Source organism: Morganella sp. EGD-HP17, assembly GCF_000512315.2.
GTDB lineage: Bacteria > Pseudomonadota > Gammaproteobacteria > Enterobacterales > Enterobacteriaceae > Morganella > Morganella morganii.
The window spans coordinates 29,838-44,475 of record NZ_AZRH01000010.1 but is presented as its reverse complement, the minus strand read 5'-3'; the positions used below and the strand labels follow the sequence as shown (position 1 = coordinate 44,475).

The 14,638-nt window shown below is 52.6% G+C and carries 17 protein-coding genes; 10 read left to right on the top strand and 7 right to left on the bottom strand.

The features are described 5' to 3' along the window. The first annotated feature begins 9 nt into the window (after window positions 1–9). From nlpI to X965_RS11760, 3 genes are all read left to right on the top strand, one after another. A complete protein-coding gene (gene nlpI / locus X965_RS11765) occupies window positions 10–897 on the top strand; it encodes a lipoprotein NlpI (RefSeq protein WP_004234572.1) in 888 nt (295 codons plus the stop codon). 103 nt (window positions 898–1,000) lie between these two features. Further along, on the top strand, window positions 1,001–1,081 hold the full coding sequence (yrbN, locus tag X965_RS19930; RefSeq protein ID WP_107680073.1) for a protein YrbN: 81 nt from the start codon (window positions 1,001–1,003) through the stop codon (window positions 1,079–1,081). Further along, on the top strand, window positions 1,071–2,978 hold the full coding sequence (locus X965_RS11760; protein WP_004234573.1) for a DEAD/DEAH family ATP-dependent RNA helicase: 1,908 nt from the start codon (window positions 1,071–1,073) through the stop codon (window positions 2,976–2,978). Before yrbN ends, X965_RS11760 begins: the two co-directional genes overlap by 11 nt. A 75-nt stretch (window positions 2,979–3,053) precedes the next feature. On the opposite strand, the gene btsR is transcribed toward X965_RS11760, so the two are convergent. Both btsR and X965_RS11750 read right to left on the bottom strand, forming a co-directional pair. Then, a complete protein-coding gene (btsR, locus tag X965_RS11755; RefSeq protein WP_004234574.1) occupies window positions 3,054–3,767 on the bottom strand; it encodes a two-component system response regulator BtsR in 714 nt (237 codons plus the stop codon). Window positions 3,768–3,785: 18 nt separating this feature from the next. Beyond that, window positions 3,786–5,495, bottom strand: coding sequence for a sensor histidine kinase (locus X965_RS11750; protein ID WP_004241396.1), 1,710 nt, complete (start codon window positions 5,493–5,495; stop codon window positions 3,786–3,788). Window positions 5,496–5,757: 262 nt separating this feature from the next. Here X965_RS11750 and X965_RS11745 point away from each other — a divergent pair, with 262 nt between their 5' ends. Genes X965_RS11745 through X965_RS11735 form a run of 3 tightly spaced genes read left to right on the top strand, consistent with a single transcriptional unit; the run spans window position 5,758 to window position 9,041 of the window. Further along, window positions 5,758–6,729: an HlyD family secretion protein gene (locus X965_RS11745; protein ID WP_004234576.1), complete on the top strand. Its 972-nt coding sequence runs from the start codon at window positions 5,758–5,760 to the stop codon at window positions 6,727–6,729. A 9-nt stretch (window positions 6,730–6,738) separates the two neighbouring features. After that, a complete protein-coding gene (locus tag X965_RS11740) occupies window positions 6,739–7,881 on the top strand; it encodes an ABC transporter permease (protein ID WP_036418183.1) in 1,143 nt (380 codons plus the stop codon). Further along, complete coding sequence (locus X965_RS11735) at window positions 7,878–9,041, top strand: ABC transporter permease (protein WP_036418181.1); 1,164 nt, start codon at window positions 7,878–7,880, stop codon at window positions 9,039–9,041. Before X965_RS11740 ends, X965_RS11735 begins: the two co-directional genes overlap by 4 nt. 113 nt (window positions 9,042–9,154) lie before the next feature. Here the strand turns inward: X965_RS11735 and X965_RS11730 are convergent, their stop codons facing one another. Genes X965_RS11730 through X965_RS11720 form a run of 3 tightly spaced genes read right to left on the bottom strand, consistent with a single transcriptional unit; the run spans window position 9,155 to window position 11,517 of the window. Further along, window positions 9,155–9,613: a RidA family protein gene (locus X965_RS11730; RefSeq protein ID WP_032098189.1), complete on the bottom strand. Its 459-nt coding sequence runs from the start codon at window positions 9,611–9,613 to the stop codon at window positions 9,155–9,157. Between the two features lie 15 nt (window positions 9,614–9,628). Next, complete coding sequence (locus X965_RS11725; RefSeq protein WP_036418179.1) at window positions 9,629–10,507, bottom strand: U32 family peptidase; 879 nt, start codon at window positions 10,505–10,507, stop codon at window positions 9,629–9,631. Window positions 10,508–10,521: 14 nt separating this feature from the next. Then, a complete protein-coding gene (locus tag X965_RS11720) occupies window positions 10,522–11,517 on the bottom strand; it encodes a peptidase U32 family protein (RefSeq protein WP_004234583.1) in 996 nt (331 codons plus the stop codon). Window positions 11,518–11,780: 263 nt separating this feature from the next. On the opposite strand from X965_RS11720, the gene X965_RS11715 reads away from it, so the two are divergent. Both X965_RS11715 and X965_RS11710 read left to right on the top strand, forming a co-directional pair. Then, window positions 11,781–12,302: an SCP2 domain-containing protein gene (locus tag X965_RS11715; RefSeq protein ID WP_004241402.1), complete on the top strand. Its 522-nt coding sequence runs from the start codon at window positions 11,781–11,783 to the stop codon at window positions 12,300–12,302. Further along, window positions 12,296–12,802 (top strand): GNAT family N-acetyltransferase, encoded by a 507-nt coding sequence (locus X965_RS11710; RefSeq protein WP_004241403.1) that lies wholly within the window; start codon window positions 12,296–12,298, stop codon window positions 12,800–12,802. Before X965_RS11715 ends, X965_RS11710 begins: the two co-directional genes overlap by 7 nt. Here the strand turns inward: X965_RS11710 and X965_RS11705 are convergent. Further along, complete coding sequence (locus X965_RS11705) at window positions 12,781–13,101, bottom strand: GIY-YIG nuclease family protein (RefSeq protein WP_036418177.1); 321 nt, start codon at window positions 13,099–13,101, stop codon at window positions 12,781–12,783. The genes X965_RS11710 and X965_RS11705 overlap by 22 nt on opposite strands. A gap of 274 nt (window positions 13,102–13,375) precedes the next feature. Between X965_RS11705 and X965_RS11700 the strand changes: the two genes are divergently transcribed. Together X965_RS11700 and X965_RS11695 are read left to right on the top strand one after the other, a co-directional pair. After that, a complete protein-coding gene (locus X965_RS11700; RefSeq protein WP_004241405.1) occupies window positions 13,376–13,627 on the top strand; it encodes a YdgH/BhsA/McbA-like domain containing protein in 252 nt (83 codons plus the stop codon). 103 nt (window positions 13,628–13,730) lie between these two features. Then, window positions 13,731–14,186, top strand: coding sequence for a YhbP family protein (locus X965_RS11695; RefSeq protein ID WP_036418231.1), 456 nt, complete (start codon window positions 13,731–13,733; stop codon window positions 14,184–14,186). On the opposite strand, the gene nrdG is transcribed toward X965_RS11695, so the two are convergent. Beyond that, window positions 14,167–14,634, bottom strand: a complete 468-nt coding sequence (gene nrdG, locus X965_RS11690; protein WP_004241407.1) for an anaerobic ribonucleoside-triphosphate reductase-activating protein — start codon at window positions 14,632–14,634, stop codon at window positions 14,167–14,169. The genes X965_RS11695 and nrdG overlap by 20 nt on opposite strands. Window positions 14,635–14,638: the final 4 nt, after the last annotated feature.

Sequence of the window (14,638 nt, the reverse complement as noted above, 5' to 3'; positions counted from 1 at the left end):
GAGTAGGAAATGAATTTTTTTCTGCGTTGGTGGAGCATTGCAGCTATAATTTTTATCGCAGGATGCAGCAGCGGTAAAAACTGGCACTCCGGGGATTTACTTGCAGTACCCCTGCAACCATCATTACAGCAGGAAGTGATCCTCGCCCGAATGGAACAAATACTGGCAAGCCGGTCATTAACTGAGGACGAGTACGCCCAGCTGCTTTATCAGCGTGGTGTGTTGTACGACAGCCTCGGATTGCGTGCATTGGCACGTAACGATTTTACTGTTGCGTTATCAATGCGTCCGGATATTCCGGAGATATTTAATTACCTGGGCATTTATTTTACGCAGGCAGGCAACTTTGATGCTGCCTATGAAGCGTATGATTCTGTATTAGAGCTTGATCCAACTTATAACTACGCGCGTATGAACCGCGGTATTGCCCTGTATTACGGGGGCCGGTATCCGGTGGCGCGGGATGATTTGCTGGCGTTTTATCAGGATGATCCAAACGATCCGTTCCGCTCGCTGTGGCTTTATCTCGTCGATAAAGAGATAGATCCGAAGAAAGCACTGACCGATTTACGTCAGCGCTATCAGCAGGCGAAAGGCGGACAATGGGGCTGGAATATTGCTGAATTCTATCTCGGCGACATCAGTGAAAAGACACTGCTTGATCGGCTGAAGGAATTCTCAACGGATAACACTTCGCTCGCTGAACATCTCAGTGAAACCTACTTCTATTTAGGTAAATACTACCTGAGTCTGGGGGATACGGACAGCGCTGAAACGCTGTTCAAGCTGACGGTTGCCAACAACGCACACAATTTCGTTGAGCACCGCTACGCATTGTTGGAATTAGCTCTGTTAGGTGATGAAGAACAGGACCTGACGGATTCAGATCCACAATAGCTGACGAACACACTTCAACCCGTTAATTTTTCACCATCGCGAAAGTGATGGGGGGATGTTTTGTTCGTTTTATAATTTTATTTGAGCCAGTTCACACTTTTAAATGAAAACAACCGACATGCTTTCCGATGGGTTGTGTAGACTGGCCGCCATTTTGTATGAGGCACCTTTACATGACCACTGAGACTGAAATCTCTTTTGCTGACATTGGTTTATCAGCTGATATTTTGACTGCACTGGACGACCTGGGCTACGAAAAGCCGTCCCCGATCCAGCAACAATGTATTCCGCACCTGCTTGCCGGACGTGATGTCCTGGGTATGGCACAGACAGGTAGTGGTAAAACGGCGGCATTCGGCCTGCCGTTACTGAACAATATTGATCCGAACCTGAGAGCACCACAGATTCTGGTGCTGGCACCGACCCGCGAATTAGCGGTCCAGGTTGCGGAAGCCTGTACTGATTTCTCCAAACATATGCGTAACGTGAATGTGGTCGCCCTGTACGGCGGTCAGCGTTATGACGTCCAGTTACGTGCTCTGCGTCAGGGGCCACAGGTGGTTGTCGGGACTCCGGGCCGTCTGCTGGATCACTTAAAACGCGGCACCCTGGATTTATCCAACCTGAAAGGTCTGGTACTGGACGAAGCAGATGAAATGCTGCGTATGGGCTTCATCGAAGACGTTGAAACCATCATGAGTCAGATCCCGGCAGAGCACCAGACAGCACTGTTCTCTGCAACTATGCCGGAAGCTATCCGCCGCATTACCCGTCGTTTCATGAAAGATCCGCAGGAAGTGCGCATTCAGACCAGCGTAACCACCCGTCCGGACATCAGCCAGAGCTACTGGACTGCTTACGGCGCACGTAAGAGCGAAGCACTGGTCCGTTTCCTGGAAGCGGAAGATTTTGATGCGGCGATTATCTTCGTCCGTACCAAAAACGCGACCCTGGAAGTGGCAGAAACCCTGGAGCGTAACGGCTACAACAGCGCTGCACTGAACGGTGACATGAACCAGGCACTGCGTGAGCAGACGCTGGAGCGCCTGAAAGATGGTCGTCTGGATATCCTGATTGCAACAGACGTTGCAGCCCGTGGTCTGGATGTTGAGCGTATCAGCCTGGTTGTTAACTACGATATCCCGATGGATGCGGAATCTTATGTTCACCGTATCGGCCGTACCGGTCGTGCGGGCCGCGCCGGCCGCGCTCTGCTGTTCGTTGAAAACCGCGAACGCCGCCTGCTGCGCAACATTGAACGCACCATGAAACTGACCATCCCTGAGGTAGAATTACCGGATGCAGAGATGATCAGCCAGCGCCGCCAGGAAAAATTCGCTGCCACTATCCATGCAGAAATGGAAAGCAGCAACCTGGATCAGTACCGTGCACTGCTGAAAAAACTGGTTCCGGCAGACAGCGATGAGTCTGACGCAGATATCGATATGGAAACTCTGGCTGCTGTTCTGCTGAAAATGGCAGAAGGTGAGCGCAAACTGATCCTGCCACCGGATGCACCACGCCGTCCGCGCCGTGAGTTCAATGATCGTGATGATCGCCGCCGCAATGATCGCAACGACCGTTTCGGTGATCGCCCTGAGCGTGGTGATCGTCCGCGCCGTGAACGCCGTGACGTGGGTGATATGGAACTGTACCGCATTGAAGTGGGCCGTACCGATGGTGTTGAAGTCCGTCACATTGTGGGCGCGATTGCTAACGAAGGTGATATCAACAGCCGTTACATCGGTAACATCAAACTGTTTGATACTCACTCAACTATCGAATTACCGAAAGGTATGCCGACTGACCTGTTACAGCACTTCACCCGTACCCGTGTGATGAACAAACCAATGAACATGACATTAGTCGGTGATGCGAAGCCGTTCAACCGTGAACGCCGCAGCGGTGGTAATGACCGTGGTGGTAACGGTGGCCGCAGTTTCGGTGGTGGTAACCGCCGTGACGGTGAGCGTTCTGACCGTGGCAACAGCGATCGCCGTCCGCAGGGCGAGCGCCGCAGCTTCCGCCGCGAAGAAGGCGGAAACTCCGCACCACGTCGTCGTAGCAATAATGATGCATAATTGATTCTCTGAATCATAAAAAGCCCGGCCGGGGATATCCCTGCCGGGCTTTTTTTATGCGTCCGGATTTTGGTATTAAATCAGCCCCAGCGCTTCCTTCAGGGGTCTGAGGTAGCGGCGGCTGACCGGAATGGTTTCATCGTTACTCAGGATCAGCTCGGCCTGGCCGTTATCGCCCAGCAGGATTTCCCGCAGACGGGTCAGATTGACCAGATACTGCCGGTGGCAGCGCAGCAGCGGGGTACGGGTTTCCAGAGTACGGAGTGTCAGCTCGGTAAATCCTTCCTGGCCGTGTGCGCTCATCACAAACACGCCGCTGATGCGGGAATTGACATACACCACATCCTCAACCGGCATCAGCCAGATACGGTTGTGCCCGCTGCACGGGATATAGCGCAGTTGCTCTGTCTGTTCCGGGGTCTCCGCCGGGCGGATCTGCCCCTGGCGCAGCCGGTTCAGGGTTTTGTCCAGGCGCTCTTTTTCCACCGGTTTGAGCAGATAATCAAACGCATCCTCCTCAAAAGCCTGTAAGGCGTACTCTTCAAAGGCGGTGAGAAAGACAATCGCAGGCCGGTGGCCGGGATCGAGCATACCAACCATTTCCAGCCCGGTGACACGGGGCATCTGAATATCCAGAAACACCACGTCCGGCTTCAGGCGGTGAATTTTTCCGATGGCATCAATGGCGTTGGTGCATTCACCCAGGATATGGATGTCAGGATACGCATCAAGCAGTAATCGCAGGTTTTCCCGGGCCAGTGGCTCATCATCAACAATTAAAACATTCATTGTGTCATTATCATTTTTTTAGTTATCAGGCGGTGCTGCCGCACCTGCCGGTGAGTCGAAGGGTAAGGTCAGAATAATGGTTGTTTTTACTTCCGGCTCGCAGTGAACACTGAGGCCGTATTGTTTACCATAGCGGACTTTGATGCGTTTATCGACCAGCCCCATGCCGAGCCCGTCACTCATCCCGGTCGGCTGATACAGCCCGGCGTTATCGGTGATCAGGATGACAAGCGTATTGCCCTCCGCCCGTGCGCTTATGGTAATTTTTCCCTGCTCAAATATCTGTGATGTACCATGTTTTATCGCATTTTCCACAATGGGCTGTAACGAAAAGACCGGCAGACTGGCTTGTTTCAGCGCATCCGGAATGGCGATATCCACACTGAGCTGCTCACGGAAGCGGGCTTTCTCAATCTGTAAGTAAGCATTCACATGCTCAATTTCGGCCGCGAGAGTGGCTATCTCCCCCGGCCGTTTTAAGTTTTTGCGGAAAAAGGTGGAGAGATTCTGCACCAGATGCCGCGCCTGTTCCGCATCGCGGCGGATCACGGCCTGTAAGGTATTGAGGGCATTAAACAGGAAATGCGGATTCACCTGGGCATGCAGCAATTTTACCTCTGTTTCCAGTAGTGACTGCTTACTTCGCTCAAACTGCCCGGCCAGAATCTGAGCTGACAACAGGCTGGCAATCCCTTCTCCCAGCGTGCGGTTAATGGAGCTGAACAGGCGGTTCTTCACCTCATACAGCTTGATGGTACCGACCACCTGCTTATTCTCCCCGGTCAGCGGGATAACCAGCGTAGAGCCGAGTTTACAGTGCGGATTGATCGAACAGCAGTACGGTGTTTCGTTGCCGTCGGCATAGACCACTTCATTATGGGCAATGGCCTGCCGGGAGTAACGCGAGGCAATCGGCGTGCCCGGCAGATGGTGATCCGCCCCGACACCGATAAACGCCAGCAGTTTTTCCGTATCCGTGATAGCCACGGCGGCGACATTCAGCTCATCATACAGCACCTGTGCCACCTGGCGGCTGTTGGTCTCGTTAAATCCCTGGCGCAGCACGCCGTCTGTACTGATCGCCAGTTTCAATGCCTGGGCGGAAAAGGCACTGGTGTATTTTTCAAAGATAGCGCGTCTGTCCAGCAGGATACGGATAAACATAGCGGCACCGATGGTATTGGCGATAATCATCGGTGCGGCAATATCTTTCACCAGATTCAGCGCTTCATTAAACGGCCGTGCCAGTAACAGAATAATCGCCATCTGCGCCAGTTCGGCAACAAAGGTCACACCGGCCGCTGTCCAGGGATTAAACAGTTTGTTGATCTGCCCGCGCTTCATATAGTAGCGGTGAACCAGGCCGCCGATAAGCCCCTCGACAATAGTGGACACCATACAACTGAACGCCGTCATCCCGCCGAGAGAATAGCGGTGCAGCCCGCCGGTAAAACCGACCAGCAGCCCGACAGACGGTCCGCCGAGCAACCCGCCGAGTACGGAGCCGATAGCCCGTGTGTTGGCGATGGAATCATTGATATTCAGTCCGAAATAGGTGCCCATGACACAGAAAACGGAGAAAATCAGATAGCACATCAGCTTGTGCGGCAGGCGGACAGTCACCTGTAAAACCGGCAGCACCAGCGGCGTTTTGCTGAGCACCCAGGCGATAACCAGGTACACACACATCTGCTGAAGCAGCAGGAAAATCAGGTTGTAGTCATACATTTTTCTGTCGGATCACTTGCCGGAGGAGAATTATTTGTAACTATCTGAGATTTTATATTAAAAATAGTTGTGTAACAGGTGTGTGAGGCTAAGATTGAAGGTATTATGCTGTGATCTGGCGCACAAATATCTTAACGGTTTCAGCTGAAATCAGTGATACTGAAACCTTCCCCTTTCTTCATCGTTTTATCCAGAACAATTTCATTCGGGATGATTCCATTTCGAATAGTTTCACAAGTGATAGTTAAGGCCGAAATCAAGAATGAAAAAAAGAACAATCTATCTGATCCTGCTGATGCTGGTCTTAATTGCGATGGCTGCACTTTTTCGTGCCCACAACCAGTATCTTTTATTACAGGGTGAAGTCGATGCACCGGAGGTTATTGTCTCCTCGAAAGCCAAAGGACGTGTTGTTGAGCGTCTGATTGAGCGCGGTGACGACGTTAAACAGGGACAGGCGCTGATTCGCCTGACCAGCCCGGAGCTGGAAGCACAGGTCGCCTCGTTGGTGGCTGCCCGCGATCAGGCTCAGGCGCAGTTAACCGAGTCCCTGAACGGCACGCGGGAAGAGAGCGTGCGCAACTATGCTGCACAGCTGGCGAAGTCTCAGGCTGAGCTGGCGAATGCACAGCGTGATTTTCAGCGCATGAGCAGCATGGCCGGTAGAGGTTATGTGTCAAAAACCGAGCTTGATCAGTCCCGCCGTGCCCGTGATGTGGCGCAGCAGGGTGTACTGGCCGCCAAAGCTCAGCTCGACCAGGCGAAAAACGGCGACCGCACCGAGCAGCGTCAGCGTTACGAAGCGGCACTTCGCCAGGCAGAACAGAAACTGGCGGAATTAAAAGTCCAGCAGGATGAACTGACAGTTACCGCGCCGGTGACCGGGGAGATCGGGCCGGTTCCGGCTGAAATCGGGGAACTGTTTAATGCAGGCAGCCCGCTGGTGACGATTATCCGCCTGCCGGAAGCGTATTTTGTCTATAACCTGCGTGAGGATATTCTCGCGGATGTGAAAAAAGGCGACAAAATCACCCTGACGGTACCGGCACTGAAAAATCAGGAAATTGAGGCAGAAGTCCGCTATATCGCCCCGATGGGGGATTACGCCACCAAACGCGCCACCCGTGCCACCGGGGATTTTGATCTGAAAACCTTTGAGGTGCGTCTCTATCCGGCACAACCTGTGGACGGGTTAAGACCCGGCATGAGTGCACTGTGGCGCCGGGATAAGTAAGGTGTCACGATGAGAATACCGGTTATCTGGTACAGCTTTCGCCACGCCTTCACACAGGAAACCCGGATGGCTATCCGCAGCCCGGTGTTCCACTGGCTGAGCTGGTTATTTCCGCTGATCTTATTCACACTGATCAGCGCGAACTTTTCAGAGGGAACACTGCTGAATCTGCCGGTCTCTGCGGTGGATTATGACCACAGTCCGCTCTCGCGGACGCTGGTGCGCAATCTGAACGCTGCTTCACACGCCAGTATCACGCCGCGGGATGATCCTTCGGCAGCACTGGAGCAGATGGGCAGTGCGGAAGATTACGCGATCCTGATGATCCCGAAACGTTTTGAAAGTGATGTGCTGGCCGGAAAGCAGCCGACAGTCCGGATGTATTACAACGGGTTATTTTATGCCTCCGGCAGCTATGCGATTCAGGATTTCAGCGGGCTGATAGCAGAACTGAATGCACAGTACCGCACTGTCCTCGCGTCAGAAACGGGCAAGACGCTGCCGAAACTGGCACAGGTGACGATGTCATACGACAGCCTGTTCAATGCCAGCGGCAGTTATATTTATTATCAGCAGTTTGCCGCCACCATCCATATGCTTCAGTTATTTGTTGTCACGCTGACTATTTACAGTATGTCGCGCGGTACCATGCTGCTGACGCTTAAACCGCTGTTCAGTGGTGTTCTGGGGAAACTGGCACCGTATACCCTGTTTTTTACCGCTCTGCTGATGGTGGAACTGGCTGCCCTGGTGACGTTTTCCGGCGCCAAGGTGGCAGGTAACCCGCTGTATATGCTGTTTATCGGCTTCTTTTATGTCATGGCGGCACAGAGTATCGGCCTGCTGCTTTACACATTCACCAGCAATGCGCTGATGGCTTACAGTATGATTGGTATGCTGGTCAGTATCGCCATGGCGTTTTCCGGCATGGCGGTGCCGGAGCTGTCGATGATCCTGCCAGCCAGGATTATCTCTAACCTTGAGCCGCTGACTCACGCACTCAATGCGATGTTTGATATCTTCCTGCGTGAAGTGTCGCTGCTGCATATTCTGTATGTCTGCGCATTATTGCTGATTTATCCGGTGGCTAATGCCTTTTTTGTCCGTAACCGGTTACCGAAGCGGCTGGCATTGCAGGGAGGTGCGGTATGAAACTCTATTTCCAGACGTTCCTGAAAGTCCTGCTGGGAATGCTGGCAAAACCGATGTGGATGCTGCTGGTGGTTTCACTGTGTGTGATGAGCCTGGTGTATGTCCGGCCGGTCTTGTGGGATCTGCCTGTCGCCGTGATTGACCAGGATCACTCCGCAGCCAGCCGCTCACTGATCCGGCAGCTGGATGCAACCGCCAAAGTGGAGCTGCACGGTTATGACAACCTGGAGACGGCACGGCGCGATATGATTATGCGCGAGTTATTCGCCATCATTATTATTCCGACTGATTTTGAGCGAAATATTCTCCAGGGGAAAAATATCACTGTCCCGGTATTCGGGGATGCGACGAACCGTCTTGCCAGCGGGCAGATCCAGCAGGAACTGAGTAAGGCATACCAGGAGTTGCTGGGGGGCTATAACACCCGTATTTTGCAGGATGCGGGCTATACACCGGAACAGGCGTCACTGATTATTTCACCGATACAGTCAGAAACGGTGGCCATGTATAACCCGGGTGTCAGCTTTGCGGCGATTGTATTCCCTGGTCTGCTGGTCATGTTATTACAGCACTCCCTGCTGATAGCCTGTGTCCGTGTCAGTATCGCGGTGCGCAGCACGCCGAAAGGTAAACCGCCGCTGGCGGTGTATCTGGGGGCGCTGAGTGCACTGCTGCCTATCTGGCTGTTTCTCTCGACGGTCTTCTTTGCCCTGTGGCCGTGGGTGCTGGGATACCGCCAGGAAGCGCCGATGTATGAACTATGGCTGCTGACATTCCCGTTCCTGCTGGGAGTACTGGGACTGGGCAAACTTGTTACCGAATGTCTGCGCAGTGTGGAGATGATTTACCTGACACTGGCTTTTGTCACCACTCCGGTCTTTTATATGTCAGGTACTATCTGGCCGTTACAGGCTATGCCGGACTGGGTACGATTTATTGCTTCCGCATTGCCGTCGACCTGGGCGACCAAAGCGATTGCCGGGATCAACCAGATGGATTTACCGTTCAGCAGCGTGCAGAACGATATTATTATGATGCTGGTGCTCGGGATTATTTATACGCTTCTCGGGGTCTTTATCGGTATGTTGCGTGACGGGGAATTACGGCGTATTACGCATTCCCTGCGACGGTTATTCCGGCGGAAAAAAAGAGCCCGTTAAATAAAGGAAATCCCGTTCTCACGGTTTTTGTGGGAAAAGAGGATCAGGGTACGCAACGTGAGGCATAACGCCGGTAAAAGCGGGCGCGCAGATATCGCGCCCGTACTGTTCTGTTACTCAATACCCGCGATCAGCGATATTTCCATACAGGCGCCGAACGGCAGTTGTGCCACAGTGAGTGCATTGCGGCTGTGATAGCCTTTCTCACCAAAAACATCATGGAAAACCTGTGAGCAGGCATTCGCTACCACGTGAGGATCGGTAAAATCCTGTGTACCGTTAATCATGCAGTTCAGGTTGATGATCTTTTTAATCTTATTCAGATCACCAACCGCGCCCTGCAGTGTACCGAGCAGATTAACAGCCAGCTGACGGGCAATTTTCTCACCCTGTTCAATGGTCAGATCCGCCCCGAACTTACCGGTATTTAACTGCTCTCCGGTTTTGGATAAATGGCCGGAGAGGGTAATGGTGTTATCAAAAATCACATACGGCTGAAATTTTGCATCCGGTACAACGACCGGCGGCAGTTCAATATTCAGTGCTTTTAAACGGGCATAAACATCAGTCATGGTTATTTCCTTCCGTTATTCCACCAGTTCCAGGCCCGCCACTTTACGCCAGTAGCCATTGCAGTTTTGTGCCTGTGCCAGATCGAGCGGCTGTGCGCCGGTTTCATTCTGACGGAAATGGTCGATGACCGCCAGATCGTCCGGTGCATCCGGGGAGATCCGCACGATATCCACCAGTCCCTGCATGGAACACAGATCATTGCCGAGGTTATAGCAGTAACCGCTCTGTGTCTGGATCCCGTTAAGGACAAAGACCTGCTGATTTTCCTGCGAGAGTACTTTGCGCCCCTGCGGATAGTTGATGCAGCAGGTTTCGCAGTCATCTTTGGCGCGGTTTTCCGAACGGGCGGTGAAGCAGCGGGCGGAGTAGGCCAGCGGCAGATGGCCGTAGCTCATCACTTCCACTTCAAATTTGTCGCGGATCCCCAGCTCTTCACATTGCTTCAGCAGGTTCACCAGCCAGTCACGGGACAGCTCCACCGGCATGCACCAGCGTGTCATCCCCTGTTTTTGCAGAATTTTCAGCGCCGGGGCGTTATAACAGTTCAGGCCGTGTCCGGCGACAAACGGCAGCCCGCGCTCGTGCAGCATATTAATCACGCCGAAATCATGAGCTTCGATCATAAATTCGCCGTTATCCACCAGTTTGGCGATCTCTTTCAGCTCGGACGGGGCCTGTAACAGTGCCAGCGTGGAGATAACCACCTGCTTGCCGCTTCCGGCAACTGTTTTAGCGAGATTTATCCAGTCATCCGGTTTCATTTCCCGGCGTTTGCTGCACACGGTTTCGCCGAGATAGATAATATCCGCACTGCTTTGCATTGCCTGCTGATAAAACTGTTCCAGTGTTGCTTTCGGCCAGTAATAGAGGACTGAACCTAATGAAAATTGCATCGTTTTTCTCTCCGTTACTGCCATTTGCGGTGATAGGCACCGAGTGTGGTCTGGCGTCCTTCTGACATGCCGCCGAGGGTCTGCATCCACGCGGCATCCGGCGCATAGTTGTCCGGATCGGCTTTGCAGCGGTCGATGGCCTGACGCCATACTTTCGCCACATCAGTCACATAGGCCGGGCTGCGCTGGCGGCCTTCAATTTTCACTGAGGCGATATTCGCCGCCATCAGTTCCGGCAGCAGTTCCAGGGTATTAAGGCTGGTCGGCTCTTCCAGGGCATGGTAAGGCTTGCTGTCCACGCAGTAACGGCCTTTGCAGAGTGTCGGGTAACCGGCGTTCTCATCTGCGCCGTAGCGGTCAATCAGCACATCATTCAGGCGTGATTCCAGCCCCTGCGGGGTCTCCTGCCAGCGGACAAACCGTGCCGGAGAGCAGGCACCGACGGTATTCGGGGATTCCCCGGTCAGGTAGGAGGAGAGGTAGCAGCGGCCTTCCGCCATGATGCACAGGCTGCCGAAAGCAAAGACTTCCAGCGGCACCGGGCTGGTGCGTGCCAGCTGTTTTACCTGATGGATAGAGAGTACACGGGGCAGTACGATACGGTGCACATCAAAGTTGCGCTGATAGAAACGGATAGCTTCGGTATTGGTGGCGGATGCCTGCACAGAGACATGACGCTCAATGTGCGGATAACGCTCCGCAGCATATTCCAGCATGGCGATATCCGCGAGGATCAGGGCATCCGCCCCCAGTTGTGCGGCCATATCCACCGCCCGCTGCCAGCGGCTGAAACCATCCGGATGGGCAAAGGTATTAATCGCGATATGCAGGTGACGCCGGTGGCTGTGAACATAATCCACCGCCTCGGCGAGTTTCTTTTCAGTAAAATTCAGACCGGCGAAGTGACGGGCATTAGTATCATCTTTCAGGCCGATATAAACCGCATCTGCGCCATTATCAATGGCGGCTTTCAGTGCGGGTAAATTACCGGCAGGACACAATAGTTCCATGGTGAGACTCTCAGACTGAATAATAAAAATGATCGGAAATTGTAAATGGCAGGCTAAAAAAGGTATTGACCTGAGGCAGGTTAGTGAACATTTACCGCAAAAAATCACCCGGTTTGCGGATATAAAAGCGGGATGTTCTCTGCGGCAGGAAGAAAATCGGGTATATAATAGAAACAATGACACGAAAAATTGACCGGAATCCTGAGTTATTTCTGCAGATTCTGGCACAATGGCGCAGTAATTCAGATTAAGGAGTCAGTACGGTGTTTGCCAAAATTCGTTCCTCGCTCGTACACAACGGGCCGGCGTTATTGCGGTTCCCGCTGAAATTAACGCCGTTTACCCTGCAAAAACAGGTTCTTCAGCAGGTTCTGGCGCGTCAGTTTGAAGAGGCGCTGACAGAAGGCGATCTCGATTTTCTGGAAAATAAATGGCTGAAGGTGGAAGTCCGTGACCTGGCGCTTCACTGGTATATCAGTAACCGTGACGGCCGTCTGGTGGTCAGTGCGGATGAACAGGAGGATGTCAGCTTCAGCGGTAATGCTAATGATCTGGTGCTGATCGCGGCCCGCAAAGAGGACCCGGATACCCTGTTCTTCCAGCGCCGTCTGCGTATTGAAGGGGATACCGAGCTGGGTCTGTATGTCAAAAACCTGATGGACTCGATTGACCTCGACGGTATGCCGCCGCTGCTGCGCAGCGCATTAATGCAGCTGGCTGAGTTTATTCAGGCCGGGCTGGCGGAAGACGGGGATAAATCGCAGGCAGTGGTGACCTCATGCTGATCCGCACAGAAATTCCGGTTGATGCCGCCGGTATCGATGCACTGCTGCGCAGCGCATTCGGGCGTGACAACGAAGCCGATCTTCTGCATGCACTGCGGGAAGACGGTCTGCTGACCCTGGGTGTGGTTGCCACTGATGATGAAGGTCAGGTGGTCGGTTACGCCGGTTTCACGCCCGTGGATGTGGAAGGCGAGGATTGTCAGTGGGTCGGACTGGCACCGCTTGCGGTGGCAGAGGCTTACCGTGGTCAGGGCATTGCGAAGCAGATGGTTTATGAGGGGCTGGACAGCCTCAATGAGTTCGGTTACGGCGCGGTTGTGGTGCTGGGCGATCCTGAGATCTACGGTAAGTGGGGATTTAAACCGGCAGCAGAGTTTGATCTGCACTGCAAATGGCCGGATACCGCACCGTATTTCCTGATCTATCCGCTGGAAAATGATGCCGCAGACCGTTATCACGGGCTGGTTAATTTCTCACATCATTTTGACAGCTGTGAATAATCACCACCGTTAAGGTATGTCGTCAAATCGGAGGGCTGGTCACTGACCAGCCTTTCTTTTTTCTGTTTTGTCAGTTGCTTGACCCGGTATTCTTCTTTTGACGCGATTGAACGATCCGCCAGAGCGGCCTGATATACCACTTGCAACCCTGTTTTCCCCCGCAGATATTTCGCACCCTTTCCGGACTGATGTGTCGCAACGCGCAGTGCGACATCACGGGTGATCCCTGTGTAAAGATATCCGGATTCTGTCCTGATTATGTAAAGGAACCACGTATTTTTGTCTGATGCTATCGTCATTTTTGCTTAATCGTGCCTTTTTATGTTTGTATGAAAGGCGAATATTTTGTTGATTTTAGTCGGGTAATAGTCACGCAAGTAACTAATTAATCAGTAGTATTTCACATGATAGTTCTTCCCGGTGATTAATTAAAATTTTTATCATCAAAATAATTGAATAAGTATGGCAAAAATAGCTAATTTTCTTTCCGCCGGAAAGCGCATAGTATGACTCACATCACAAAGAGAGACAAAAATGTCTCATGATACTAACGATATTCTGAGGAATAAAATTATGAAAATTTCTGCAATCATCCCTGCTGTTTTAGCGTTAAGTGCTGTTTCATTTGGTTCTTTTGCTGCAACTGAAGTTCAGCACAGCACTCAGGCTCCGGTCGGTGTTGTCTCTGTCAGCGATGTTGATACCCTGGCTGATGTGACCGCTGCCTTATCCAAAAAAGCTGATGAAGCTGGTGCAACTTCTTTCCGTATCACCTCTGCAGGTGGTGAAAACCTGATGGGCGGTACAGCAGAACTCTATAAATAATCCCTGAGATTTGTCATACAATACAGCCCGTCTGACGGGACTGTCTGAACCAGCACCGGATGATATACTCTGTCAGCCGGTGTGGTTTTATTGGGGGTACTGTATGGAATTACCGCACGATTCAATCCTGTCTTATCTGAAGAAAAATCATGTCTTTACGCTGTGTGCCACCGCCGGAGATGACCTGTGGTGCGCTTCCTGCTTTTATGTCGCGGACACCGGCGCAATGATGCTTTATTTCCTCACTGAACCGCATACCCGGCACGGTACGCTGATGCAGCAGAATCCGCTGGTGGCGGGAACCATTTCCGCACAGACGGTGACCGTGGCAAAAATCCGCGGGATCCAGTTCAGAGGAGAGATTACGACATTGTCAGCGGAAGAGGAAAAGCAGGCGAGAGCCGTTTACTGCCGACGCTTTCCGGTAGCTATTGCTGCCAAAACCCCGTTGCGGGGGTTGCGGCTGGATGAGATAAAGATGGTGAATAATACGCTGGGGTTCGGAAAGAAACTGCACTGGTCGCGGTTCAGCGCGGGTGTCAGCGCAGATAGTGAATGACCTGGTTACTGCTGCCGCGCCAGATCAGCATCGGGTCATGCAGATCCTGTACAAATTTCCCGTCGACTAACACATTGATATGCTCAATGACTTCCCGCTGGGCATCATTCAGTTCATCCAGTTTATAACCTGTCCACATCCAGATATCTTTTTCCGGCGGGCACTCGCGGCGGATGCGCTGCACCAGTGCCAGAATCTCCGGCACATTGTGCGGATGCAGCGGATCACCACCGGACAGTGTGATCCCCTGACGTTTTACGCGGGTATCACAGAGGTCGGCGATAATCATATCTTCCAGTTCCCGGGTGTACGGCACACCGGAATCAGTGCGCCAGGTGCTCTGGTTATAGCAGCCGCGGCACTGATGCACACAACCGGAGACAAACAGGGTGCAGCGTGTACCCGGCCCGTTGACCACGTCAACGGGATAGTACTGATGATAATTCACTGCA

Coding starts and splice junctions, on each gene's coding strand:
- X965_RS11720 (WP_004234583.1), bottom strand. CDS start 11,517: ATGGAACTATTGTGTCCTGCCGGTAATTTACCCGCACTGAAAGCCGCC.
- X965_RS11695 (WP_036418231.1), top strand. CDS start 13,731: ATGGAATTACCGCACGATTCAATCCTGTCTTATCTGAAGAAAAATCAT.
- X965_RS11700 (WP_004241405.1), top strand. CDS start 13,376: ATGAAAATTTCTGCAATCATCCCTGCTGTTTTAGCGTTAAGTGCTGTT.
- X965_RS11760 (WP_004234573.1), top strand. CDS start 1,071: ATGACCACTGAGACTGAAATCTCTTTTGCTGACATTGGTTTATCAGCT.
- X965_RS11730 (WP_032098189.1), bottom strand. CDS start 9,613: ATGACTGATGTTTATGCCCGTTTAAAAGCACTGAATATTGAACTGCCG.
- X965_RS11710 (WP_004241403.1), top strand. CDS start 12,296: ATGCTGATCCGCACAGAAATTCCGGTTGATGCCGCCGGTATCGATGCA.
- X965_RS11740 (WP_036418183.1), top strand. CDS start 6,739: ATGAGAATACCGGTTATCTGGTACAGCTTTCGCCACGCCTTCACACAG.
- nlpI (WP_004234572.1), top strand. CDS start 10: ATGAATTTTTTTCTGCGTTGGTGGAGCATTGCAGCTATAATTTTTATC.
- X965_RS11725 (WP_036418179.1), bottom strand. CDS start 10,507: ATGCAATTTTCATTAGGTTCAGTCCTCTATTACTGGCCGAAAGCAACA.
- X965_RS11745 (WP_004234576.1), top strand. CDS start 5,758: ATGAAAAAAAGAACAATCTATCTGATCCTGCTGATGCTGGTCTTAATT.
- X965_RS11750 (WP_004241396.1), bottom strand. CDS start 5,495: ATGTATGACTACAACCTGATTTTCCTGCTGCTTCAGCAGATGTGTGTG.
- yrbN (WP_107680073.1), top strand. CDS start 1,001: ATGAAAACAACCGACATGCTTTCCGATGGGTTGTGTAGACTGGCCGCC.
- btsR (WP_004234574.1), bottom strand. CDS start 3,767: ATGAATGTTTTAATTGTTGATGATGAGCCACTGGCCCGGGAAAACCTG.
- X965_RS11735 (WP_036418181.1), top strand. CDS start 7,878: ATGAAACTCTATTTCCAGACGTTCCTGAAAGTCCTGCTGGGAATGCTG.
- X965_RS11705 (WP_036418177.1), bottom strand. CDS start 13,101: ATGACGATAGCATCAGACAAAAATACGTGGTTCCTTTACATAATCAGG.